Annotated in this window: 23 protein-coding genes and 1 tRNA gene; 13 read left to right on the top strand and 11 right to left on the bottom strand. The window is 70.0% G+C overall.

Translation table 11 applies throughout. The features are described 5' to 3' along the window. Positions 1-80 precede the first annotated feature (80 nt). The 3 genes from ACFUPX_RS41340 to ACFUPX_RS41330 all read left to right on the top strand — a co-directional run bounded on the left by ACFUPX_RS41340 (position 81) and on the right by ACFUPX_RS41330 (position 4,383). Positions 81-1,559 carry an FG-GAP repeat protein gene (locus ACFUPX_RS41340; protein ID WP_383334389.1) on the top strand — a complete coding sequence of 493 codons (1,479 nt, stop codon included), beginning with the start codon at positions 81-83 and terminating at the stop codon, positions 1,557-1,559. Positions 1,560-1,672: 113 nt separating this feature from the next. Continuing rightward, on the top strand, positions 1,673-3,199 hold the full coding sequence (locus ACFUPX_RS41335; RefSeq protein WP_383334388.1) for an FG-GAP-like repeat-containing protein: 1,527 nt from the start codon (positions 1,673-1,675) through the stop codon (positions 3,197-3,199). 188 nt (positions 3,200-3,387) lie between these two features. Next, the gene (locus ACFUPX_RS41330; protein ID WP_383334386.1) at positions 3,388-4,383 is read left to right on the top strand and encodes a Yip1 family protein; all 996 of its coding nucleotides are present in this window, start codon (positions 3,388-3,390) and stop codon (positions 4,381-4,383) included. Between the two features lie 86 nt (positions 4,384-4,469). Here the strand turns inward: ACFUPX_RS41330 and ACFUPX_RS41325 are convergent, their stop codons facing one another. Continuing rightward, positions 4,470-4,967, bottom strand: coding sequence for a phosphoribosyltransferase (locus tag ACFUPX_RS41325; protein ID WP_383334384.1), 498 nt, complete (start codon positions 4,965-4,967; stop codon positions 4,470-4,472). Positions 4,968-4,975: 8 nt separating this feature from the next. After that, positions 4,976-5,551: a dCTP deaminase gene (gene dcd, locus ACFUPX_RS41320; protein WP_351167099.1), complete on the bottom strand. Its 576-nt coding sequence runs from the start codon at positions 5,549-5,551 to the stop codon at positions 4,976-4,978. 542 nt (positions 5,552-6,093) lie between these two features. Here dcd and ACFUPX_RS41315 point away from each other — a divergent pair. Further along, a tRNA-Gly gene (locus tag ACFUPX_RS41315) sits at positions 6,094-6,167 on the top strand. A gap of 236 nt (positions 6,168-6,403) precedes the next feature. Here the strand turns inward: ACFUPX_RS41315 and ACFUPX_RS41310 are convergent. Both ACFUPX_RS41310 and ACFUPX_RS41305 read right to left on the bottom strand, forming a co-directional pair. Then, the gene (locus tag ACFUPX_RS41310) at positions 6,404-6,847 is read right to left on the bottom strand and encodes a PIN domain-containing protein (RefSeq protein ID WP_383334381.1); all 444 of its coding nucleotides are present in this window, start codon (positions 6,845-6,847) and stop codon (positions 6,404-6,406) included. Next, the gene (locus ACFUPX_RS41305; RefSeq protein ID WP_383334379.1) at positions 6,844-7,104 is read right to left on the bottom strand and encodes a CopG family transcriptional regulator; all 261 of its coding nucleotides are present in this window, start codon (positions 7,102-7,104) and stop codon (positions 6,844-6,846) included. The genes ACFUPX_RS41310 and ACFUPX_RS41305 overlap by 4 nt, the downstream gene beginning before the upstream one ends. A 218-nt stretch (positions 7,105-7,322) precedes the next feature. Here ACFUPX_RS41305 and ACFUPX_RS41300 point away from each other — a divergent pair, with 218 nt between their 5' ends. Further along, positions 7,323-7,964, top strand: a complete 642-nt coding sequence (locus ACFUPX_RS41300; protein WP_383334377.1) for a DUF4232 domain-containing protein — start codon at positions 7,323-7,325, stop codon at positions 7,962-7,964. 25 nt (positions 7,965-7,989) lie between these two features. Here the strand turns inward: ACFUPX_RS41300 and ACFUPX_RS41295 are convergent, their stop codons facing one another. Together ACFUPX_RS41295 and ACFUPX_RS41290 are read right to left on the bottom strand one after the other, a co-directional pair. Beyond that, a complete protein-coding gene (locus ACFUPX_RS41295) occupies positions 7,990-8,673 on the bottom strand; it encodes a TetR/AcrR family transcriptional regulator (RefSeq protein ID WP_383334391.1) in 684 nt (227 codons plus the stop codon). A 203-nt stretch (positions 8,674-8,876) separates the two neighbouring features. Then, positions 8,877-9,365 carry a hypothetical protein gene (locus ACFUPX_RS41290; RefSeq protein ID WP_383334375.1) on the bottom strand — a complete coding sequence of 163 codons (489 nt, stop codon included), beginning with the start codon at positions 9,363-9,365 and terminating at the stop codon, positions 8,877-8,879. Positions 9,366-9,554: 189 nt separating this feature from the next. On the opposite strand from ACFUPX_RS41290, the gene ACFUPX_RS41285 reads away from it, so the two are divergent. Then, positions 9,555-11,540, top strand: coding sequence for a YncE family protein (locus ACFUPX_RS41285; protein ID WP_383334374.1), 1,986 nt, complete (start codon positions 9,555-9,557; stop codon positions 11,538-11,540). Positions 11,541-11,601: 61 nt separating this feature from the next. Continuing rightward, positions 11,602-11,967, top strand: a complete 366-nt coding sequence (locus ACFUPX_RS41280; protein WP_383334372.1) for a PH domain-containing protein — start codon at positions 11,602-11,604, stop codon at positions 11,965-11,967. Positions 11,968-12,054: 87 nt separating this feature from the next. Here the strand turns inward: ACFUPX_RS41280 and ACFUPX_RS41275 are convergent, their stop codons facing one another. After that, a complete protein-coding gene (locus ACFUPX_RS41275; protein WP_383334370.1) occupies positions 12,055-12,453 on the bottom strand; it encodes a nuclear transport factor 2 family protein in 399 nt (132 codons plus the stop codon). A gap of 191 nt (positions 12,454-12,644) precedes the next feature. Between ACFUPX_RS41275 and ACFUPX_RS41270 the strand changes: the two genes are divergently transcribed. Then, positions 12,645-13,604: an SGNH/GDSL hydrolase family protein gene (locus ACFUPX_RS41270; RefSeq protein ID WP_383334369.1), complete on the top strand. Its 960-nt coding sequence runs from the start codon at positions 12,645-12,647 to the stop codon at positions 13,602-13,604. A 4-nt stretch (positions 13,605-13,608) separates the two neighbouring features. Here ACFUPX_RS41270 and ACFUPX_RS41265 read toward each other — a convergent pair whose 3' ends face one another. Continuing rightward, entirely contained in the window at positions 13,609-13,899 is a 291-nt protein-coding gene (locus ACFUPX_RS41265) for a DUF397 domain-containing protein (protein WP_383334367.1), read from the bottom strand. Beyond that, positions 13,859-14,707: a helix-turn-helix domain-containing protein gene (locus ACFUPX_RS41260; RefSeq protein ID WP_383334365.1), complete on the bottom strand. Its 849-nt coding sequence runs from the start codon at positions 14,705-14,707 to the stop codon at positions 13,859-13,861. Before ACFUPX_RS41260 ends, ACFUPX_RS41265 begins: the two co-directional genes overlap by 41 nt. Before the next feature lie 140 nt (positions 14,708-14,847). Between ACFUPX_RS41260 and ACFUPX_RS41255 the strand changes: the two genes are divergently transcribed. The 4 genes from ACFUPX_RS41255 (at position 14,848) to ACFUPX_RS41240 (ending at position 19,022) form a co-directional block, all read left to right on the top strand. Further along, positions 14,848-15,249, top strand: a complete 402-nt coding sequence (locus ACFUPX_RS41255; RefSeq protein WP_383334363.1) for an ATP-binding protein — start codon at positions 14,848-14,850, stop codon at positions 15,247-15,249. A 101-nt stretch (positions 15,250-15,350) separates the two neighbouring features. Continuing rightward, complete coding sequence (locus ACFUPX_RS41250; protein WP_383334362.1) at positions 15,351-15,884, top strand: hypothetical protein; 534 nt, start codon at positions 15,351-15,353, stop codon at positions 15,882-15,884. Continuing rightward, positions 15,784-17,202: an ion channel protein gene (locus tag ACFUPX_RS41245; protein ID WP_383334360.1), complete on the top strand. Its 1,419-nt coding sequence runs from the start codon at positions 15,784-15,786 to the stop codon at positions 17,200-17,202. Before ACFUPX_RS41250 ends, ACFUPX_RS41245 begins: the two co-directional genes overlap by 101 nt. After that, a complete protein-coding gene (locus tag ACFUPX_RS41240; RefSeq protein ID WP_383334359.1) occupies positions 17,199-19,022 on the top strand; it encodes an alkyl/aryl-sulfatase in 1,824 nt (607 codons plus the stop codon). The genes ACFUPX_RS41245 and ACFUPX_RS41240 overlap by 4 nt, the downstream gene beginning before the upstream one ends. Before the next feature lie 14 nt (positions 19,023-19,036). Here ACFUPX_RS41240 and ACFUPX_RS41235 read toward each other — a convergent pair whose 3' ends face one another. Together ACFUPX_RS41235 and ACFUPX_RS41230 are read right to left on the bottom strand one after the other, a co-directional pair. Continuing rightward, a complete protein-coding gene (locus tag ACFUPX_RS41235) occupies positions 19,037-19,666 on the bottom strand; it encodes a MarC family protein (RefSeq protein ID WP_383334357.1) in 630 nt (209 codons plus the stop codon). Positions 19,667-19,713: 47 nt separating this feature from the next. Next, positions 19,714-20,625: a LysR family transcriptional regulator gene (locus ACFUPX_RS41230; RefSeq protein ID WP_383334355.1), complete on the bottom strand. Its 912-nt coding sequence runs from the start codon at positions 20,623-20,625 to the stop codon at positions 19,714-19,716. A 178-nt stretch (positions 20,626-20,803) separates the two neighbouring features. On the opposite strand from ACFUPX_RS41230, the gene ACFUPX_RS41225 reads away from it, so the two are divergent. Beyond that, positions 20,804-22,105, top strand: coding sequence for an SGNH/GDSL hydrolase family protein (locus ACFUPX_RS41225; protein WP_383334353.1), 1,302 nt, complete (start codon positions 20,804-20,806; stop codon positions 22,103-22,105). Positions 22,106-22,234: the final 129 nt, after the last annotated feature.

Below are 22,234 nucleotides of genomic sequence, written 5' to 3'. Positions count from 1 at the left end.
GGGGGGGGGGGGCTTCTCCCCCGCCCCCCCCCCCGCCCGGGGTTCGTCCCCCAAAAAAACCTCAACTCACAGGAGCCCCCATGCCGAAGCACAAGCGCACCCGCGCCCTCACCCACAGACCCGGCCGCCTGGCCGCGGCGACCGCAGCCGCCGCGGCCCTCACAGGCGGACTCCTCACCCTCACGGCGACATCCGCGAGCGCGGCCCCCGCCGCCACCCAGCCGGACGACGCCGACTTCAACGGCGACGGCGTGGCCGACGTCGCCACCTCCGCTCCGCACGCCAACGTGGGCGGCAAGGACAAGGCGGGCCAGGTGGTCGTCACGTACGGCGGCGCCGAGCAGCGTCACCGCACGTACAGCCAGAACAGCGCGGGCGTGCCCGGCACCGCCGAGACCGGCGACGTCTTCGGCGCCGACACCGCGTACGGAGACTTCGACAGCGACGGCTACGACGACCTCGCCGTCGGAGCGATCGGCGAGGACGTCGGCACGGACGTCGACGGCGGCACGGTCCAGGTCCTGTGGGGCTCCCCGAGCGGCCTGTCCGGCGGTTCCACGGTCAAGGACCCGCGCCCCACCAAGCACGACCGGTTCGGCGGCCCCCTCCAGGCGGGTGACTTCGACGGCGACGGCAAGGACGACCTCGCCGTGGGAGCCGCTTCGGGCGCCGCGACCCTCGACATCTTCGACGACGGCATCAAGCGCTCCGGCGCCACCGGCGGCCGCTACACCGTGCTGCCGCCCATCCACAGCGGCGAGGACGCGGGCCCCTTCAACCTGCACTCCGGGGACGTCAACGGCGACGGCAAGGACGACCTGATCGTCAACGGCTTCTCCACCGCCGACGACTACAACGCCAACCTCTGGCTGCCCGGCAGCGCGAACGGCGTCACCACGAACGGCGTCCAGCGGCTGCCCGCCGGCATCGTCACCGACGTGGGCGACACGGACGGCGACGGCTACGGCGACGTCATCATCGGCCTCACCTGGGACGACGGCATCGACGGCGCCCACAAGGGCGGCACGGTGTACGTCGTCAAGGGCAACGCCAACGGGCCGTACGGCGAGAGCCAGGCCATCACCCAGGACACGGCGGGCGTCCCGGGCGGCGGCGAGAAGGGCGACTCCTTCGGCTCGGAGCTCGACCTCGGGGACATCAACGGCGACGGCCACCTGGACCTGGTCGTGGGCACGCCCGGCGAGGACCTGGACGGGGTCGCCGACGCGGGCTCGGTCACCGTGATCTACGGCGCGGCGGACGGCTCCGGCCTCTCCACGCAGGGTGCGGCCCTCTACAGCCAGGACACCCCTGGCGTCCCCAACGCCAACGAGAAGCACGACTTCTTCGGGTCCGACGTCCATGTCGACGACCTGAACGCGGACGGCCGCGGCGACGTGATCGTCGGCGCGCAGGGCGAGAACGGCGAGAACGGCGCCTTCTACATCCTGGACGCCCTGCCCGACGGCCGCCTCGCGGGCACGTCCGGCACCTACACGTCCACGGTCGGCATCTCGGCCACGGGCACGGCCCGCCTCGGCACCAACTTCGCCGACTAGCCCTGCCGTTCCCAGGCCATCCGTGAGACGCACATGACATGTGCGCGCAGGGGCAACCCTTGTCCAACCCCAGATGTCACACAGGTGAATCGGTTGAAAAGTGAAGCTGAAAAGTGAAGCTGAGCAACCGATTCCCCGAGTCCACTCTCGAGTTGGAGCCCTCCGTGCCCCTGCGCGCCCGCACCCGCACCCTCGCCATCGCCGCCACCGCCACCGCCCTGGCCGCCACCGGCCTCACCCTCCCCTTCGCGGCCACCGCCACCGCCGCGCCCGCCGCCGCCCCCCTCACCGCCGACTTCGACGGTGACGGGTACGACGACCTCTTCGTCGGCGTGCCCAGTGGCACCGTCGGCGGGAAGGCCAAGGCGGGGTACGTCAGTGTCGTGTTCGGCGGGGAGAACGGGCCGGGGCCGCACAGCGTGCGGCGGATCACCCAGGCCACCGTCGAGGTGCCCGGCACCCCGGAGACCGGTGACCGGTTCGGCGGGTCCGTCGTCGCCGCGCACGTCGACGACGACAAGTACGCGGACCTCGTCATCGGCGCACCCGGCGAGGACATCGACGCCAAGACCGACGCCGGTTCCGTCACCGTCCTCTACGGCACGGGCGACGGCTTCGCCCTGGCCAACACCGCCGCACGCGGCGCGAAGACCGGCGACGCGTACGGAAACACCCTGGCCGCCGCCGACTTCACCGGTGACACGGACGTCGACCTGGCGATCGGCGGCAAGGACCAGGTCGTCGCCAACTACAACCCGCTCACCGCCGACACTCAGCCCCTCATGGCCGACCGCATGGGCGGCCGGGCCCCGGTCCTGACGACCGGCGACTTCAACAACGACGGGCTCGACGACCTCGCCCTCGGCTACTACACGAAGAACCAGCCCTACACCCAGTCCCACCTCCGCCTCTACGGCTGGAACAAGGACGAGGGCTCCATGGCCAACTTCTGGAACAACTCCAACGGCGCCGCGAACGCCCTCGCCGCGGGCGACTTCAACGGCGACGGCTACGACGACCTCGCCGTGGGCAACTGCCGCGAGATCGCCGACGAGAACATCGACGACCCGTGCGGCCCGGAGGAGCTGGCCAAGGGCGGCGGCATCCACATCCGCTTCGGCGACGCCAACGGCAGCTTCGGCTGGGAGCAGCAGACGTTCAACCAGGACACCGCGGGCATGCCCGGCGTCGCCGAGAGCGGTGACGGCTTCGGTGACGCGCTCGCCGTGGCGGACATCGACGCCGACGGCCACGACGACCTGATCGCGGGCGCCCCCGGCGAGGCCATCGGCAGCGCGGCGAAGGCGGGCAGCTTCACCGTCCTGAAGGGCGGCGAGATGGGCCTGCTCGACCCGGCGGGCGCGGCGAACCCGGGGACGGTCGCGTTCCAGCAGAACTCGCCCGACATCCTGGGCGTCGCCCAGGCGGGCGACCTCTTCGGCGGCGCGCTGGCCTTCGGCGACCACAACGGGGACGGCGTACCGGACCTGTCCGTCGCCGCGCCCGGCGAGAACTCCGCCGCGGGCGGCGTCTGGGACCTGCCCGGCGCCAAGGCGGGCGGTTCGGTCGTCACGCCGAACTCCCTTGGCCTGCCTGCCTCTTCGGACCCGCTGGCGTACGGAGCGGTGCTCGGGAAGTAGCCGGTCAGGGGCAGATCAGGGGGCAGGTCAGGGGCAGGTCAGGGGGCAGCGGCCGGGTACCGCGCCCCACCGGGACCCTGGGGAAAACCCCTCAGGGTCCCCCTAAGGGTTGTCACAGGTCAGCGGCAAAGCCGCTCTCCTCCCGAGGAGGGACGACCCGGGCCCTCCAGACCAGGTACGTTCGATTCGTGGCTGGATTCAGGATCGGACGCGGCCGGGACAACCGCACCCCGCAAGCGCGACCCCAACAACGACCGCGGCAGGAGCCGTACGGGCAGCAGGCCCCGTACGGCCAGCAGCCCCCGTACGGCTACCCTCAGCCGCCCTCCCCGCAGCAGTACGGCGGTCAGCCGCCGTACGGGCAGCAGGGCCAGGGCGGCCGGGGAGGCCAGGGCCAAGGCGGATACGGCGGGCAGCAATGGCCGCAGGCCAGCGGCAACCACGGCGAGCCGGAGTACTTCGGCGGGCCGGGGGACCCAGGGCACGGGGGCCGCGGTGGCGGCCAGGGTGGTCAGGGCGGGCAGGGCGGCTTCGATCCGTACGCCGCCAACAACCCCGGTCATACCCAGGCCTTCTCCGTAGGTGAGGACCCGTACAACCACGGCGACACCTACCGAGCGGGCCAGGCGCCCGCACCCATGGGCCCGCGCCTGCACTGGAAGGACCTCCTGCGCGGCATCGTGCTGAGCCCGGGACCGACGTTCCTCCAGATGCGGGACTACGCGATGTGGGCCCCGGCGCTCATCGTGACGTTCCTCTACGGACTGCTCGCGATCTTCGGCTTCGACGGCGCCCGCGAGGACGCCATCAGCGCCACGCTCTCGACGGCCGTTCCGTACGTCCTCACGACGGCCGTCGCGATCACGATCAGTACGTTCATCCTGGGCGTGGTCACCCACACGCTCGCCCGCCAGCTCGGCGGCGACGGCGCCTGGCAGCCGACGGTCGGCCTCTCCATGCTGATCATGTCGATCACGGACGCACCCCGCGTGATCGTCGCGATGTTCCTCGGCGGCGGCCAGCCCTTCGTCCAGCTGCTCGGCTGGGTGACGTGGCTCGCGGCGGGCGCGCTGCTCACGGCGATGGTGAGCAAGTCGCACGACCTGCCGTGGCCGAAGGCGCTGGGCGCGGCATCGATCCAGCTGCTCGCGATCCTCGCGATCATCAAGCTGGGCACGTTCTAATACGTGAGACGGACTAGTACGCGAGTTGGAGGAAGGGCCCCGGCGGATGCTCCGCCGGGGCCCTTCCTCCATCTCAAAACCACACCTCAGGCGTCGAGAACCTGCCCGGCGCGCTTCACGACGGGAGCTTCGACGCTCCACGGGAAGTTGATCCAGTCGTCGGTGCGCTTCCAGACGTACTCGCACTTCACGAGCGACTGCGACTTCTCGTAGATGACCGCGGACCGGACCTCGGCGACGTGGTCGAGGCAGAAGTCGTGCACGAGCTTCAGCGTCTTGCCGGTGTCGGCGACGTCATCGGCGATGAGCACCTTCTTGTCGGTGAAGTCGATGACGTTGGGCACGGGCGCCAGCATGACCGGCATCTCCAGGGTCGTGCCGACCCCGGTGTAGAACTCCACGTTGACCAGGTGGATGTTCTTGCAGTCGAGCGCGTACGCGAGCCCGCCCGCGACGAAGACGCCACCGCGGGCGATCGAGATGATGATGTCGGGCTGGTAGCCGTCGTCGGCGATGGTCTGCGCGAGCTCGCGCACCGCGTCGCCGAACTTCTCGTACGTAAGGTTCTCGCGCACGTCACTCATGCTGGATGTCACACCTGGGTCCGATGGAAATTGAGGAAGGAACGGGAGGCGGTCGGCCCGCGCTGCCCTTGGTAACGCGACCCGTAGCGCTCCGAGCCGTAGGGCTCCTCGGCGGGCGACGTCAGCCGGAACAGACACAGCTGCCCGATCTTCATGCCGGGCCAGAGCTTGATGGGCAGCGTCGCGAGGTTGGAGAGCTCCAGCGTCACGTGCCCGGAGAAACCGGGGTCGATGAAGCCGGCGGTGGAGTGCGTCACGAGTCCCAGCCGCCCCAGGCTGGACTTCCCCTCCAGCCTGCTGGCGAGGTCGTCGGGCAGGCTGATGATCTCGTACGTCGACGCGAGCACGAACTCACCCGGGTGCAGGATGAACGGCTCGTCGCCCTCGGGCTCGACGAGCCGCGTGAGGTCGGCCTGCTCGACGGAGGGGTCGATGTGTGGGTAGCGGTGGTTCTCGAACACCCGGAAGTAGCGGTCGAGCCGCACGTCGATGCTTGAGGGCTGCACCATGGATTCGTCGTACGGATCGATCCGTACTCGTCCGGTGTCGATCTCGGCCCGGATGTCCTTGTCTGAGAGAAGCACGCACCGAGGATACGCAGAGCGCGCGGGCCCGCCCCAATCGGCCGACCCCACGCGCTGCGGTTCTCCCTCGTACTGGCCTTTACCGGCCCTTACTGGCCGCCACCGCTACCGCTACCGCTTCTGTGAAGCGACCGGCACGGCATGCCGCAATCGGGCGCATCGCGGACAGCGGATGAGCCGGCCGGGTCCGAGCCGGTCGGCCTTCTGCATCGGGAACGAAGCAGTGCTGAACACGTGCCCTTCGGCACATCGGACGACGGTGCGCTCCATCAAGTCCTCGAGTCCCTTCCCCAAAGCCGTAGTTGAGCCCTTGGCGCCCCCTGCCCGCTTCCTGCACGAGCCGGCGCCGAACTCCCACATTACGGGACGAATGGGGCGCCCCTCCAGGCGGCACTCCGGTCTCTCACCGTACGCCCCAACTCCCGCGTCCCGCAGACGCATCCAAGCCCCGGACAGCACTCGGACCCCGGGGCAAAAGCGCCCGGGGCCTGCGATGGGGTAGAGTGTGCGACGTTACGACACCGCCACAGACGGTGTTTTTCGCGGGTGTAGTTTAGTGGTAGAACATCAGCTTCCCAAGCTGAGAGTGCGAGTTCGATTCTCGTCACCCGCTCCACGATGAAGGCCCAGGTCAGTGACCTGGGCCTTAGCTGTTGTCCAGACGGCGTCTTTGGTCGAACAAGCGTGACGTGACTGCTTGTTGCCCGCTGCGCTCAGGTTCCCTCAGGTTCCTTCGGTCCAGTACCGGCGAAGCCGAGCCACCTCGTCGTCCTCGGTCAGCTCGGTTGTCGTCTCCTCCGCGAGGCCGACCCGATGCCGGCGGCCCATGGACCGACGGATGGCGTGAGGCCGTCAGAGGGGGAGGTCGTCGGGCAGGACTCGGAATGCCTTGTGGCGGCCGAGGGGGCGGACGGCGCGGAAGTCGCGGCGGTCGAGGGTGAGGATCGCGTCCGTGTCGTAGTCGGCGGCCAGGGCCACGTTCACCGCGTCCGCGAGGTCGAGATTCAGCGAGTTGTAACGGGCGCGGACGAACTGGGCGGCGCCCAGGTGGTCCTCCGTGATCTCCGGTGTGACGACGCGGCCCCGGCGCATCCAGTGGCGGATGTCGTCGACCGCGCTGATTGCGGCCTCCCCGCCCAGTTCGCGCGTCGCTACGTGATCGAGTTCGGCGAGCAGGAGCGGGGACATGATGAGGAGGCCCGCGGCCAGGATCGCCTCGTTCGCCGCGCCGTGCTCCGGGTGGGTGGAGTCGAGCGCGGCCAGCAGGCCGGAGGTGTCGGCGATGACGATGATCACCCGGCGGTTCCGGAGTCCGTATCGCGTCGTACCGCGTCGGCGACCGTGTCACGGACCTCGGTCCTGGACGGCGTACGGCCCCGCCCCTCGAAGGTGCGCGAGAAGAGCGGCTCGTCCCACACCCGGTTCGCCATGGCCGCGAGGTGGATGCCCTGGCGAATGATCTCGGCCTCGCTTATGCCCCTGCGCTTGGCGGCCTCCTTGATGATCGCCAGGTCCTCGGGGTCGGCGTAGACGTTGGTCCGCTTCATTGACATGTACCAAGGGTAGTCCATGTACCAGATTGGGGTACGTGCTGGATCCGCTTGCCTTGCCCTATCCCTTTGCGGCGGTCGGGGCGTGTTTTTGGCATTCCGTGTAACAGGCATGTATTAGCGGGGGGTCGGGCGGAACGGTTCTGGTGGGGGTGGGTGTCCTCATGATCAGTAACGCTCGCTCGTGCCGGGCAGACGGCACCTACCGCAAGGAAGAAACGATGCGCGCCAAGAAGATCACCCTCGTCGCCCTGGCCCTCACCGCAGGTCTCTCGCTCACCGCCTGCCAGGGGGGCAAGGACTCCTCCGCCGCCAGTGGCAGCGCGAGTGACAGTGGGTCCGGGAAGGGGGCCTCTTCCTCGTCCTCCTCTTTCTCTTCCTCGGGCGCCTCCGATGACAACGCCGAAGCCGCCGGTGACGGCTCGGCCGCCACTCGGTCCAACCAGGGCAGCGGTGGCGGGCAGGTCACCACCGGTAGCTGCAAGACGGCCAACCTGGAGTTCGGTACCGCTCACGGTATGGGCGAGGGCGATCTCATAGTCAGCCTCAAGAACAAGAGCGACACCTGCTCCCTCAAGGGGTTCCCCGGCGTCGACCTCCGGTCCGAGGACGCCTCGGGGCCCCTCAGCGCCGAGCGCAGCAAGCTCGCCGCCCCGGCCGTCGTGCTCAACACCGGCGAGACGACCCGCTTCACCCTCCACACCCCGCCGAAGACCGACGACGATGACGGCGTCTACGTCAGCGCCATCGAGGTCACGCCGCCCAACGAGACCCACTCCAAGACCCTGTCGACCGACCTCAACCTTCCGGTCGGCGCCGACGGTGAGGTCTTCGTCGACCCCGTCGGCACCGGTAAGCAGTAGGCAGTCAGCAGTCAGCAGTAGGAAGTCAGCTGCTGGGCGTGCGGTGTGGGCCCAGTTCCCGTAGTACGTCGCCCAGTTGGGTGGTCGTCAGGCCGGCCCCGGGGAGGGGCGGCGTGGGCGGGGCGGCTCGCAGGCCGTCCAGGAACAGGGACAGGGGGCGGCGCCACGCGTCGGGGGTCGTCGCCGTGGTCAGGGCCGGGATGGCCCGGCCCAGGGCCGCCAGTGCGAACAGGACGTCCTCGGTCGTGGCGTCGGCGCGGACCGTTCCCTGGTCGCGGCCCCGGCCCAGCAGGATGTCCACCGTCTCGCGGTTGTGTGCGTGGACGGCCTGGAGCGCTTCGATGCCCTCCAGGTGGGTGGTCATGAGGTCGTTGGTGCCGCGGTCGGCGGCCAGGGTGACGAAGACCGCCCGCAGGTAGTCGTGCAGCGCCGCCCAGGCGTCCGGAGCCGCGCGGGCCTCCTCGCCGACGGCCATCGTGCCCGTCAGGAGGTCGTGGAAGACGGCGTCGATCAGGGCCGCGCGGGTGGGGAAGTTCCGGTAGAGCGTCGCGTTCCCCACGCCCGCCCGGCGGGCGATCACGTCCAGCGGCGCTTCGAGACCCTGCTCCGCGAACACCTCGCGGGCCGCCTCCACCAGGAGATCCCAGTTGCGTCGCGCATCGCGCCGCCGTGGGGGCGTCGCCCGCGGTGAGTCGCCTTCGCCGGTCATCATCACTTCCCTGCCGGACTTCCCTGCCCAATGGTCAAGTGGGGAGCGCTCCCCGGTAGCGATGTTAGCGCCGTCGCGCGCACACGGGCTGGGCCCGTCAGTGGCATGTGCTGAGATGACCTGGCTCTGGCGCAGGCTCCGGTCACGTGATCATCGCATCGACCCCGCCCGCCCCCCGGCCCCGGCACACGGCCCCGGCACACTCACGCCAGGTGCGCGACGAAGAACTCGTACCGGTACTCCTGCTCGCTCACCGCCGCCACCGCGCCGAAGTCGCTCCTGAGGAAGACCCACGCGGGGTCCTTGGCGCGGCGGATCGACGCGAACCAGCCGGGACGCGGCATCCGGAACTCGATCCACGGCATGAGGCCGAGGCCGGTGAGCAGGAAGGCCGTAGCGTGGGTGTGGGCGTGGAAGCCGTGCCTCGCCAGGAGCTCCTCCACCCACGAAGCGAGATGCTCCCCCGAAGCCGAAGCCGAAGCCGAAGCCTCGCTGCCCAGTGTCGCGACGGGCTCGGCGGACATGCTCCAGAACCCGCGTACGGCGTCCAGAACCCCGACGGGTACGTCCGGCTGCACCTCACCGGACCCCGGCCCACGCGCCGTGAGCACCTCGGCGGCAGCGCCCCGCATCCGCTCCAGTTCCTGCCCCTCGCGCCGCTCCCCGAGTCTGCACCGCAGGTCATCGGACATCTCGACCCCCCTTATCCGCCTTCTCCGTGATCTGTGAAATCCCCTCCCCAATTGTCCCTGCCATGCCATACGCTGCGCCTCAGCAGCCGCGCCCCGCGCGTCACCGCATCTGCGCGGTCACGTCCGGGTGTTGCGCGGCGCTCTCATCTCCCGGCCATCCACCGGGATTCTTCGTGGGGGTACAACACTGTGCGTACGCGCACCCTTTCGACCGCGACAGCTCTCGCGGTCCTCTTCAGTTCGGCGGCCCTGAGCGTCGCCACCGCGGAAACCGCCTCAGCAGCCGCACCCGCCGCATCCGTCGCCTCACCCGGCGGCATCGTCGCGAACAGCACCCTCAAGCGGGTGTTCGTCGGTGACCGCACCGGCGGGAAGATCCTTGCCGCCGACTACACCGGCGCCCTCGTCGACTCGGTGAGCGGCATCAGCGGGGTCTCCGGTCTCGCGCTGTCCGACGACGGCTCCACCCTGTACGCGGCGGCCGAGGGCAGCCACGAGATCGTGGCCCTCGACGCGGCCACGCTCGACGTCAAGGCCCGCTACGCCGTCGACACCGACAGGGGCCCGAGCCACATCGCCTTCGCCTCCGGCAAGGTCTGGTTCACGTACGGCGACCAGTGGGACGGCGACCTCGGTTCGCTCGACCCGCAGGGGGACCCGGAGGGCGACCCCGAGGTGGATCCGCCGAGCGGGGCCGGCGCCGTGACGCTCGGGCTGTTCCCGCAGGCGCATCCCGGGATCCACGGTCCGGCGCTCCTCGACACCGACCCGTCGTCGCCCGGCCTCCTCGCCGTCGGCCAGACCGGTCTGTCGTCGGACTCGATGGCCGTCGTCGACGTCTCCGCCGCCACGCCCCAGCTCACCGCCTACTACCAGGGCGACTACTCCCTGAACGACGGCATCGACGACATCGACCTCGTGCCCGGCGCTCCCCAGGTCCTGGTCAACGGCGCCCAGCGGGACGCCTACGCGGACGGGAAGTTCACCGCGGCGGGCGCCTACCCGGCCGGGCAGCGCGCCGACATCGCGCCGAACGGGCTCGTCGCCAAGGTCGACGGCACGAAGGTCGCGGTCCACCGGCCCAACGCCGCCCAGCCGATCCGTACGTACACCACCGGCACGTCCGGTACAGCCGGTGCGGCTGCTCTCACGTGGGCCCCTGACTCCTCGCGGATCTTCGCGCTCGTCGGAGCGGGCAACGGCTACACCCTCAAGGCGCTCTCCGACCCGGCTCTCAACGCCCCGAGCCTGACCGTCAAGGCCCCCTCTTCCGCCCCCCGCGCCAAGAAGCTCACCGTCACGGGGAAGCTGACGTCGACGGTTCCGCTGCCCGCCGGGGTCAAGCTCCAGGTCAGCCGTACCGACGTGGAGAGCCCCGACGGCAAGGCCCTGGCCGCCGCCACGGTCAAGGCGGACGGCTCGTACAGCTTCACCGACACTCCTCCCGCGGGCGGCTCCGTCACGTACCGCGTCACCTACGCGGGCGACGCCGAGCACACGACGGTCACCGCGTCCGACAAGGTCGACGTCTCCCGTACGAAGCCGAAGCTGACGCTGAACAAGAACGGCAACGTCTACAGCCACGGCGCCGACGTCTCCTTCACCGCGCACCTCGGCTCGACGTACAAGAACCGCACGGTCGAGATCTGGGCGAACCCCTTCGGCGGCGACAAGCCGAACAAGCTGGTCAAGACCGGGAAGGTCAACTCCAGCGGCAACCTCTCCGCCACGGTGGACATGGGCCGGGACACCACCGTCACCGCGGTCTACAAGGGCGACGCCCGCACCGCCGCCAAGTCGGTGAAGTCCACGGCGTACGCCAAGGTCAAGATCTCCACCGCCGTCTCCAAGCACTACAAGAAGGCCAGGATCGGCTCGACGTCGTACTACTGGTTCCACAAGAACGGCGACCCGCTGCTCACGACGACCATGAGCTACTACAAGGGCCGCAAGCAGCGCTTCGACCTCCAGGTCCACTCGGGCGGCAGCTGGCACTCCGCCGACTCCGAGTATTTCCCGATCGGCACAAACGGAAAGTCGGCCGTCACTCTGGAAGGGCCGGGACAGTCCGGCATCAAGGCGCGGATGCGGTCCACGTACGTCAATGGTTCGTCCGGTGACAGCGTGAACACGACTACGCACGGGGCGTGGAAGTACCTGTATTTCTCCAACTAGGTCGCGGTAAAGCACGCGTTACAGTCGGAAGTTCCTACGGGTTCAACAATGGGGGTCTCTCATGGCACTGTTCGGCAACGCGCACACGATCGATCCGATGACCGCGCAGCAGGACTACGCGCGTCTGCTGGGCCACGGTGAGCAGGTGCAGGCGGCGTTCCTGCTGATCCGCGACACCATGCTGTTCACCGACCGCCGTCTCGTCCTCGTCGACAAGCAGGGGATAACCGGCAAGAAGGTCGAGTACCACTCGGTCCCCTACCGCAGCATCACGCACTTCTCGGTGGAGACGGCCGGGCACTTCGATCTCGACGCCGAGCTCAAGATCTGGATCTCCGGAACCCCCGAGCCGATCCAGAAGACCTTCACCAAGGGCGTCGACATCTACGAGGTGCAGGCGATCCTCACGCAGTACGTGGCGCGCTGAGCCCGAACCCGAATGCAGTTCGCCCTGTGAGCCGATATGGCTCGCAGGGCGAACTGCGTTTACAGGGGCGGAAATACGGCCGCCCTCTCAGGCCTGCGGCACCCGGTCCAGGAATCCGTGCACCGTGCGGATACGGCCGTCGTCGGCGAGCGTGACGACGTCGGAGCCCGCGACCGGAGCCGAACCGTCCGCGAGCGACACCAGCTCCCAGCCGAAGCGCGCGATGTGGTGGTGGCCGTCCACCGCCCCGGTCCGGCGGAACTCGAAGCCCGGGAACTGCTCGTGGGCTCCCGTGATCACGGCGGCGAGGGCTTCGTGCCCGGAGACGTCGGCCAGGGGGTCGGTGTAGCTGCCGTCCTCGCTCCAGGCGGCGGCCACGGCCTTGGCCAGGTCATCGGCTCCCTCGGCGTTCCAGGCCTCGAAGTAGCGGGCGACGGCGGTCTCGTACGCGGACGTGTCGTGTGCGGAGGTGTCGTGTGCGGACATGGCGTGTGCCTCCTGCGGCTTGGTCATCGGGCTGCTTGCTTCGATGACTTGAGCTTGCCGTGGCTGCCGCAGGGGGTCGATTACGTCCGGGGTAATGCGGGGGGCCGAAAGCGCCACCCGCCGTCTTCTCACGCGCGTGCGACTGTGCTTGCCTAAGGGGCTCTTTCGGCCGCCTGAACGGGAGTTGGCGTATGCGCAAGCCGTGGATCGGTGGGGTGCTCGCCGCTGTGCTGCTCCTTGGAGCGTGCGGTGACCCCGGATCCTCCGGGGATGAGAGTGCCCCGGAGACCGTCCCCAAGGCCCCGGCCGCCTCCGGCAGCGCACGGGCCAAGCCCTCCGCGCCCCCGGACCCGTCCTCCCCCTCCCCCTCCTCTACGACACGTCAGCGCGTCGCCGAGAAGCCACGGGCCAAGGCCCCGACCGTGCTCTATCTCGGGGACTCCCTCGCGATGGAGAACCAGGACGTCCTCGGCGGGCTCCTGAAGGATCAGCTCAACGCCCGCTACACCAGCGCGCCTTACTCCGGCACCACCCTCTGCGACTACCTCGACGGCACCGGCGACGACTCCCTCGTCCCCGACAAGGACAAGGCCGCCGCGCTGGTCCGCGAGCACCGGCCCGACTATGTGGTGCTCCAGTTCTGGGGCAACGCGTGGGGCTACACGCCGTGCATGGACGGCATCACGTACGACAAGGGCCAGCAGAAGTACTTCGACCGGTACGCCGCCGACGCGAAGGCGCTGACCTCGCAGATCCAGGGTGCGGGGGCCGGGGCGGACCGGCCGCGCATCGTGTGGGTCACGCAGGGTCCCGACCCCATGACGCCGGACCGCGTGCGCCGGGTCAACGGCATCTATGAGGCGCAAGCGCGGGCCTCCGGCGGGGTCCTTGCCGATGCGGGCCGCGCGGTCGCCCCGGCGTCGGCCCGGCAGACCTGGGTGGAGAAGCTGCCGTGCACGGCGTACGAGACGAAGAACCCGGCGTACTGCACGGACCCGGGCGCCGGGCGCACGGCTCTGCACCGCGGTGACGATCCCCTGCATTTCTGCCTCGCGCCGACCACGCCCAAGTCCCGGCCCTGCCCGGTCCGTTCGCCGGGCATCCGCCGCATCGCCGCGGAGATCACCAAGGCTGTCGCCGACGCGGCCTAGTGTCCTAGGACTTGAGCAGCGTGCCGCCGGCCGCGGCCTCGACGAAGGTCGCGAAGGCGCGGGGTGTGGTGGTGAAGGCGGGGCCTTCGGGGTTCTTGCTGTCGCGTACGGCAACGGATCCGTTGCACGGGGCTTGGGCGAACTCGATGCATTCGCCGCCGGTGCCGCCGCTGTACGTCGACTTACGCCACGTTGCGCCGTTTAGGGGGGCGCATTCGATGCAGTCGCCGCCGCTGGTCCCGCTGTAGGACGACTTACGCCACTGTGCGCCCGTCAGGTGCTGTGCGGTGCCCATAGCGTTCCTCCATCACACGAGCGATCAGTTCCGCCGAGCCGTCCGTCGAGAGGGCACAGCTTTGCAAGCGAGCGTAGCCGACCGAACGCTCCCTGATCACTTGCGAATTGGCGGTCATGTGACCTGAGTCGTAGCCCTCTGCATAGAAGAGGTCCGGGTCATCCTCAAAGCGAAGGAGATTGAACGCCCCCATCATGCCGGTGTGCTGGCCGACCGAAAACGGAAGCACCTGCACCTGCACCCATGGGTGGTCGCTGAACTCCAACAGGCGGGCCAGTTGGTTTCGCATGACATCCCGGTCGCCGACCTCCTGGTGCAGCACCGCCTCGCCCAGGACTACCCATAGCGCGGGCGGATGATCCCGCTTCAGAATGCGCTGGCGCTCCATCCGGGCCGCGACCAGTTCGTCGGCTTTGTTCGGCTGGTCCACTCCGAGCAGCGCCCGCGCGTACCCCTGAGTCTGCAACAGCCCGTACACCAACTGGCACTGGAACGTGGAGATGAACGTAGCCCGCGCCTCCATCTCCGCGTACGCCTGGAACCAATGCGGCAGCTGACTCTTCAACACCAGCCCCACCAACCGCGAGAACACCCCATCAGTCCCCAGCGCCGCATCCACCCGCTCGGAGAAATCCCTCGTCGGCACCTTCTTCGCCGTCTCGATCTGGCCCACCAGTGACCCCGTACAGAAGATGATTCCCCCCAGCTGCGCCTGCTTGAGGCCCGCGGCCTCCCGCAAGCGGCGCAGCTCCGAGCCGTAGTAGTCCAGCGGGGACGCGCTGGGATCGAGTTCGTTGATGCGGACCATGGGACGGTCACCCCCAGGCTCAAATAACGCTCCGTAGCGTTGCTCTCACGCCGTAGCCCAGAGTAACCAGCACACTCCACGCTGGTGGCATGAATCACGTAACTCCCCCACCGCCCCTCCCCGTTCGCGGGACGTACCGGATGAGCCTCACTCTGGGTGAGCACTCGGCCCGGCATCTGCGGTTCATCCTGCGGGCCTACCTGGGGAGTTGGGGCATGGGCGAGCTGCGCGACTCCGCCGAGCTGGCCCTCACCGAGCTCGTCACGAACGTCGTACGTCATGTGCCGGACCGCCACTGCGAACTCCTCATCCTGCGCCGGCCGCAGGGCCTGCGGGTGGAGATCGCGGACCGGTGTCCCCGGCTCCCGGAGGAGGGGGACGGCGAGGAGCTGGCCGAGGGCGGACGCGGGCTGCTCATCGTCGCGGCGGTCACCGACCGCTGGGGCGTCGATCCCAGGACCGACGGCGCCGGTGGCCACGGCGGCGGGAAGACCGCCTGGTTCGAGTGCGACACGAAGGCGCCGCCCGAATACCCCTGCTAGGCCGGGCGTCGGCGGTCACTCGAATGGCCCCTGCCCGCTCGCCGCCCACCCGGGCCCGTCACACGCTCGTGGTTCCTGACAGAAAGAGGGGTGGCCCCACCATGGCCAGCAACACGAGCAGCCCCCGGGGCGAGAGCCCCTGGGCGTCCGGCGGAACGATGTTCGCGGGTGTCCTGATGCTGGTCTACGGCATCCTCGGCATCCTCGAAGGCATCGCCGGTATCGCGAAGGACGACGTCTACACGCGCATCGGCGACTACGTCTACAAGTTCAACCTGACCACGTGGGGCTGGATCCACCTGATCCTGGGCATCCTGCTCGTCGTCGTCGGCTACGGCATCCTCAAGGGCGCGACCTGGGGCAAGGCGTGCGGTGTCGCGCTCGCCGCGCTCGCCATCGTCGTGCACTTCCTGTGGCTGCCCTACCAGCCGGTCTGGGCGCTGATCTCGATCGCGATCGGCGTCTTCGTCATCTGGGCGCTCTGCACGGACCGTTCGGACCACCACCCGGACCACCCGGACCACCACGCGGGCCGTGGCGGCTGGGGCGCCAGGGACACCGCGTCCGGGCCCGGCCCGTTCGCGGAAGGCTCCGGAGGCGCCGGCCGGACCCCTCCGCCGCCCGCAGGGCCCTGACAGGACGCGGGACAGGGGCGACCTGGTGACCGTGCCCCCGCAGGCCCGCGCCCTGCTCCCGTTCGTGTTGCCCGCGCTGCTGGTCGGCGTCGGGTCGAGTTTGATCCTGCTGCTGCTCAGCCTGGTGGCCGAGCGGTTGCAGGATCTGCTGTGGGACGCGCTGCCGGACGCGGTCGGGGTCTCGGGGACCTCGGCCGGGTGGATCATCGGCATGCTCACCGTGGTGGGTTTCGTCGTCGGGCTGATCGTGTGGAAGGTGCCGGGGCACGCCGGGCCCGACCCCGCGACGCTCGGCCTCGTCGATCCGCCGCTGCCCCTGCGGATGCTGCCCGGCATCGCGCTCGCCGTCATCGTGGGGCTCGCGGGCGGGGTCAGCCTCGGCCCGGAGAACCCGATCACGGCCATCAACATCGCCCTCGCCTACACGCTCGGCATGAAGGCCATGCCCCGCACGCCCGCCGCCGACTGGATCGCCCTCGCCGCCGCGGGGACCATCGGCGCCCTGTTCGGTACGCCGGTCGCGGCGGCGCTCATCCTCTCCGAGACCGTGACGGGGCCGCCGGACCCGCGTCCGCTCTGGGACCGCCTCTTCGCGCCGCTGGTCGCGGCGGGCGCGGGGGCGCTGACCACGGTGCTCATCGCGCACCCCACCTTCCAGATCGACGTCCCCGCGTACGGCGGCCCGCACTGGGGCGACGTGCTCTCCGCGATGGTCGTCAGCTCGGCGGCGGCGGTCGTCGGCCTCGGTGCCGTGTACGCCTTCCCGCACCTCCACCGGGTCTTCCACCAGCTCGGCCACCCGGTGCTCATGCTCACCGTGGGCGGTCTCGTGCTGGGCGCCCTGGGTGCGCTCGGCGGCCATCTCACGCTCTTCAAGGGCCTGGACGAGATGAAGGAGCTCACCGCCCACGCCTCCGACCACGACGCGGGCAACCTCCTGCTGCTCGCCGTGGTCAAGCTGCTCGCGCTGTGCGTGGCCGCCACCTGCGGCTTCCGGGGCGGGCGGATCTTCCCTGCCGTCTTCGTGGGCGTGGCCCTCGGCATGTTCGCGCACGCACTCGTGGACGCGGTGCCGCCCGCCCTGGCGATCGCCTGCGCCATCCTCGGCGTCCTGCTCGCGACGACGCGGCAGGGCTGGCTGAGCCTGTTCACGGCAGCCGTCGTCGTACCGGACCTGGACCTGCTGCCCGTGCTGTGCGTGGCGGCCCTGTCCGCCTGGCTGTTGGTGACGGGGCGGCCCGACATGCTGATCGAGGAGCAACCACGCAAGGTGGACACATCCGCCCCCGCCTCCCCGTCGAACGGAACCGCGCCGTGAGCGTCCCCACCAGCGACCTGCCCTTCGACGACACCACCGACTTCGAGAACGCGGACCGCGGGTTCATCGGCGCCCTCGTACCCGCCGTGGTGAAGGCGGACGACGGCCGGGTCGTCTGGGACAACGACGCGTACGGCTTCCTCGACGGCGAGTGCCCCGACACCGTGCACCCGAGCCTGTGGCGCCAGGCCCAGCTCTGCGCGCGCCAGGGGCTCTACGAGGTCACCGAGGGGATCTACCAGGTCAGGGGCCTCGACCTGTCCAACATGACGCTCGTCGAGGGCGAGCAGGGCGTCATCGTCATCGACCCGCTGATCTCCGCCGAGTGCGCGGCGGCGGCCCTCGCCCTGTACCGCGAGCACCGCGGGGACCGCCGCGTCACCGGCCTCGTCTACACGCACTCGCACGGCGACCACTTCGGCGGCGCGCGCGGCGTCCTGCCGCACGGCAGCGGCAAGGACATCCCGATCGTCGCGCCCGACGGCTTCCTCGAACACGCGGTCAGCGAGAACGTCTACGCCGGTCCCGCGATGACGCGGCGAGCCGTCTTCATGTACGGCGACAGCCTCCCCAAGGGCCCGGCAGGGCAGGTCGGCGCGGGCCTCGGCATGACGACGTCGACCGGCACCGTCACGCTCATCCCACCCACAGTGGACGTCACCCGCACCGGCCAGGAGGAGGTGATCGACGGCGTACGCATGGTCTTCCAGCTGACGCCCGGCACCGAGGCACCCGCCGAGATGAACTTCTCCTTCCCCGACCGCCGCGCGCTGTGCCTGGCCGAGAACGCCACGCACACCATGCACAACATCCTGACCCTGCGCGGCGCGGTCGTCCGCGACGCCCGCGTCTGGTCGCGCTATCTGGACGAGGCCATCACCTTCTTCGACGGGACGTACGACGTCGCGTTCGCCTCGCACCACTGGCCGACGTGGGGCCACGAGAACGTCGTCACGTTCCTGGCCGAACAGCGCGACCTGTACGCCTACTTGCACGACCAGACGCTGCGCCTGCTCAACCAGGGCTTGACGGGCCCGGAGATCGCCGAGAACTTCCCACTGCCCCCGGCCCTGGAGAAGGCCTGGCACGCGCGCGGCTACTACGGCTCGGTCAGCCACAACGTGAAGGCGGTCTACCAGCGCTACCTGGGCTGGTTCGACGGCAACCCGGCGCACCTCTGGGAGCACCCGCCGGTGCAACTCGCCCGGCGTTACGTCGAGTTGGCGGGCGGCGCGGACGAGGCACTGGCCAAGGCGCGGGCGTACGCGGACGCGGGTGACCTGCGGTTCGCCGCGACGCTCCTCAACCACGTCGTGTTCGCCGCCCCCGGAAACGCTGCGGCGAAGGAGGCGCTGGCGGGCGTCTACGACCGGCTCGGGCAGGGCGCCGAGAACGGGCCCTGGCGCAACTTCTATCTGACCGCCGCGCTCGAACTCCGCCAGGGCACGGGCCGGGTCCACCTGGACATGTCCCACCAGATGGCGACGGCGCTCACCACCGAGCAGCTGATCGACTCGATCGCGGTCAGCATCGACGGCCCCCGCGCCTGCGCCCAGGAGGAGAGCTTCACCATCGACCTCGTCCTCACCGACACGAGCCGCCGCCACCGCCTGACCCTGCACAACGGCGCCCTCACCCACCGCGAGTCCCAGGCCACCGGCGCGGGCCTCACGCTGACCCTGACCAGGCCGCAGCTGCTCGGCGTCCTGGCCGGGAAGGGCCTGGACGGGGTCACGGCGGAGGGCGATCCGGCGCTGCTCGGGCGGCTGTTCGCGCTGGTGACGAAGCCGGACCCGTCGTTCGCCGTGGTCACGCCCTGAGCCGTGCCGTCACGTCAGCCGCGTTCGAGGCCGGGCACGCCGAGGGCCGCTAGGCCGTCGAGGACGAGGTCGACGCCGACCGCGGCGAGCAGCAGGCCCAGCAGCCTGCCGAAGAGCTCGATCGTGGCGTGGTGCGTGCCGCGCAGGACGCGCGCGAGCAGGACCACGCAGACCAGATCCAGGGCGACCACGGCGACGTACGCACCCACGACGGTGGAACGCCACGTCCAGGTGTCGCGGGCCGCCGCCTCGATCAGTACGGCGGTCATGGCGAGCGGACTCACGATGTACGGCATGAGCAGTTCGCGTACGCCGCTGACGAGATCGGGCGCGTCCAGGTTCGCGCGGTCCGAGCCGAGGTGGACCCCGAGGACGAGGCCCACGGCGTAGATGAAGAAGATGACGCCGCCCGCGAGCTGGAGCGCGGGCGTGGAGATATGGAAGAGCTCAAGCAGCCATGGCGCGGTGAAGCCCGCGATCAGGCCCACCACGACGGCGGCCCCCGACGAGACGAGGGCGATCATCCGCAGCTCGCGGACCGGATGGTTCTGCGCGAGGCCGCCGAAGGCGAGCAGCACCTTGGGCGGGCCGACGACGGAGAAGAAGGTGATGAAGGCGGCGGAGTACGTCAGAGCAGCGGTCACGCACGGCATCCTGCTACCGCGCGGGGCCCGGAGCGATGGGGGCGCGCCTAGAACGCGGCGGGCCCGCCGTTCGCGGTGACCGTGTCGCGCACCGCGCGGACGAAGGCCTCCAGGCGCGGGGTGCCCGCGGCGGCCGTGCGCCAGATCAGCGCTACGTCGGCCGAGGGGACGTCCGTCAGGGGTACGAAGGTGATGTCGGGCCGTGCGTAGTACTTCTCCACGGAGGCGACGACCGGCGACACCCCCTGTCCCGTGCCGACCAGCGTCATCAGCTCCTGGAACCCGGCGACGGACCGGCCGCGGCGGATCGGCAGGCCGCTGGGGGTGCGGGGCGGGATGTGGAAGTCCCACCAGTAGGCGGGCGCGCCGTTCACGACGCCGAAGAAGGTCTCCCCCGCGAGCTCTTCGAGGGACACGCTGTCGCGCGCGGCGAACCGGTGGCCGAGCGGCACGGCGAGCATGCGGGGTTCGTTGATGACGACGGGCCCGACGGTGAGGTCGGGCTCCTCGACGGGCAGGCAGGTGAACAGCGCGTCGGCGTCACCGCTGCGCAGCGCGCCGAGCGGGTCGCCGTACTGGGTCTCGCGCATCCGGACGTCGCAGCCGGGGCAGCGCTCGCGGAAGGTGGCCAGGATCGCGGAGGTCAGCGTGCCGGCGCCGGACCCGAGGAAGGCCACGGTCAACTCGCCGTCGACGCCGCGTGCCGTGTCCTTGGCGCGGGCGACGGCGGCTTCCATGCGCAGGTGCAGGGGGGCGAGGTCGTCGTAGAGCTGGCGGCCGAGCGGGGACATCTCCACCCTGCGGCTGGTGCGCTCGAAGAGGGGGGCGCCGATCTTGCGCTCCAGCCTCTTCACGGTCTGGCTGACGCGGGCCTGGGAGAGGAGGAGTCGCTCGGCGGTGCGGCCGAAGTGGAGCTCTTCGGCGAGGGTCAGGAAGGTCTCCAGCTCTTGGCGTTCCATGCCTCGCAGCCACCCCGTCCGTCTCTGACCTTGCCTGACCTGCATCTATAAGTCTGAGCGTGGCAATCGTTTCATGGATCGCCGTTGATCGGGGGGTTGCGGGGGCGGATCTTGGAGGAGTCCGGTTCACGGACGCGTCGGCCCTCCTTTCACCGCCTTCAACTCATCGGAGATTCCCATGCTTTCGCGTACTCGCAACTCTGCTGTCGCCACTGCTACCGCGCTCGCGCTGACCGCGGGTCTGGCCGTGACGGCGGCGCACGCCTCGGGGTCGGGGTCGGGGTCCGGGTCGGGGGCGGGCTCGGGCTCCCGGCCGTCCGGGCCCGCCTGGACCGCTGCCTGGGCCGCGTCGCCACAGCGGGCCAGCACCGGGTTCAAGGCCAACTGGTCGGAGGACGGCTTCTCCGGCCAGACCCTGCGCCAGGTCGTGCGCGTCACGGAGGGCGGGGAGCGGGCCCGCATCCGGCTCTCCAACGCGTACGGGACGTCGCCGCTGCATGTCGCCGGGGCGACCATCGCGCGTACGAAGAAGGGGGCGGCGGTGGAGGAGGGATCGGTGCGGCGCCTCACGTTCGGGGGGAGGGGGTCGGTCTCGATCCCGGCACACGGCCAACTGTCCAGCGACGAGGCCGGGTTGAGGCTCGACTCGTTCGAGTCGGTGACCGTGACGCTGCATCTTGCCCGTACGACCGGGCCCGCGACGTTCCACGCGCAGTCGTTCGCGACGAGTTACCGGGCGGACGGGGATCATGTCGGGGATGCCGGGGCGGGGGCGTTCGGGGAGTCGTCGGAGTCCTGGTACTACCTGTCGGGCGTGGACGTCGCGGGCAGGAAGTCGCGCCAGGGTGGTGGCGTCGTCCTCTTCGGTGACTCCATCACCGACGGCTTCGCCTCCTCCACGGACCAGAACCGCCGCTGGTCCGACGCGCTCGCCGAGCGCCTTGCGAAGGCGGGGACGCCTCGGCCCGTGCTGAACGCGGGGATCGGCGGGAACCTCGTCCTCAACGACTCGGCCTGGTACGGGGAGCGGGGTACGGCTCGCTTCGGGCGGGATGCGTTGGAGCTGCCGGGGGTGGGGACGGTGGTGGTTCTTGAGGGGCTGAACGACATCGGGTTCAGCGAGAGCGATACGCCTACGTATAAGCCTGCGCCGAAGGTGAGTGCGGATGAACTTATCGCGGGGCACCGGAAGTTGATCCGGGCCGCCAAGGCGAAGGGGGTGCGGGTGGTGGGGGCTACTTTGTTGCCGCTGGGGGGTTCTGATCACTATGGGGTGCGGGCTGCGGCTGTGAGTGATGAGTTCAATGCGTGGGTGCGGACGTCGGGGGAGTACGACTCGTTCGTCGACTTCGACAAGGCGCTTGCCGATCCGGCTGATGGGGAGCGGATTGCTCCGCGGTTCGACAGTGGGGATCATCTGCATCCGAATGATGCGGGGTATCGGGCGATGGCCCTGGCTGTGGACCTCGCAGAGCTTTAGTCCCCAACCCCGCCCCTTCCCGAAAACCCGCTCGGCGCGAGGGCCTTGTGCGTACCGTCATCACCGGCTTCGCCGAGTTCGTCCTCAAACGCCGGACGGGCTGAGAGTCCAGCCCGTCCGGCGTTTGAG

The sequence above is a fragment of the Streptomyces sp. NPDC057302 genome (assembly GCF_042667685.1).
Taxonomy (GTDB): domain Bacteria; phylum Actinomycetota; class Actinomycetes; order Streptomycetales; family Streptomycetaceae; genus Streptomyces.
Note: the sequence above shows the minus strand (reverse complement) of the source record. Positions and strands in the feature narration are given on the sequence as shown.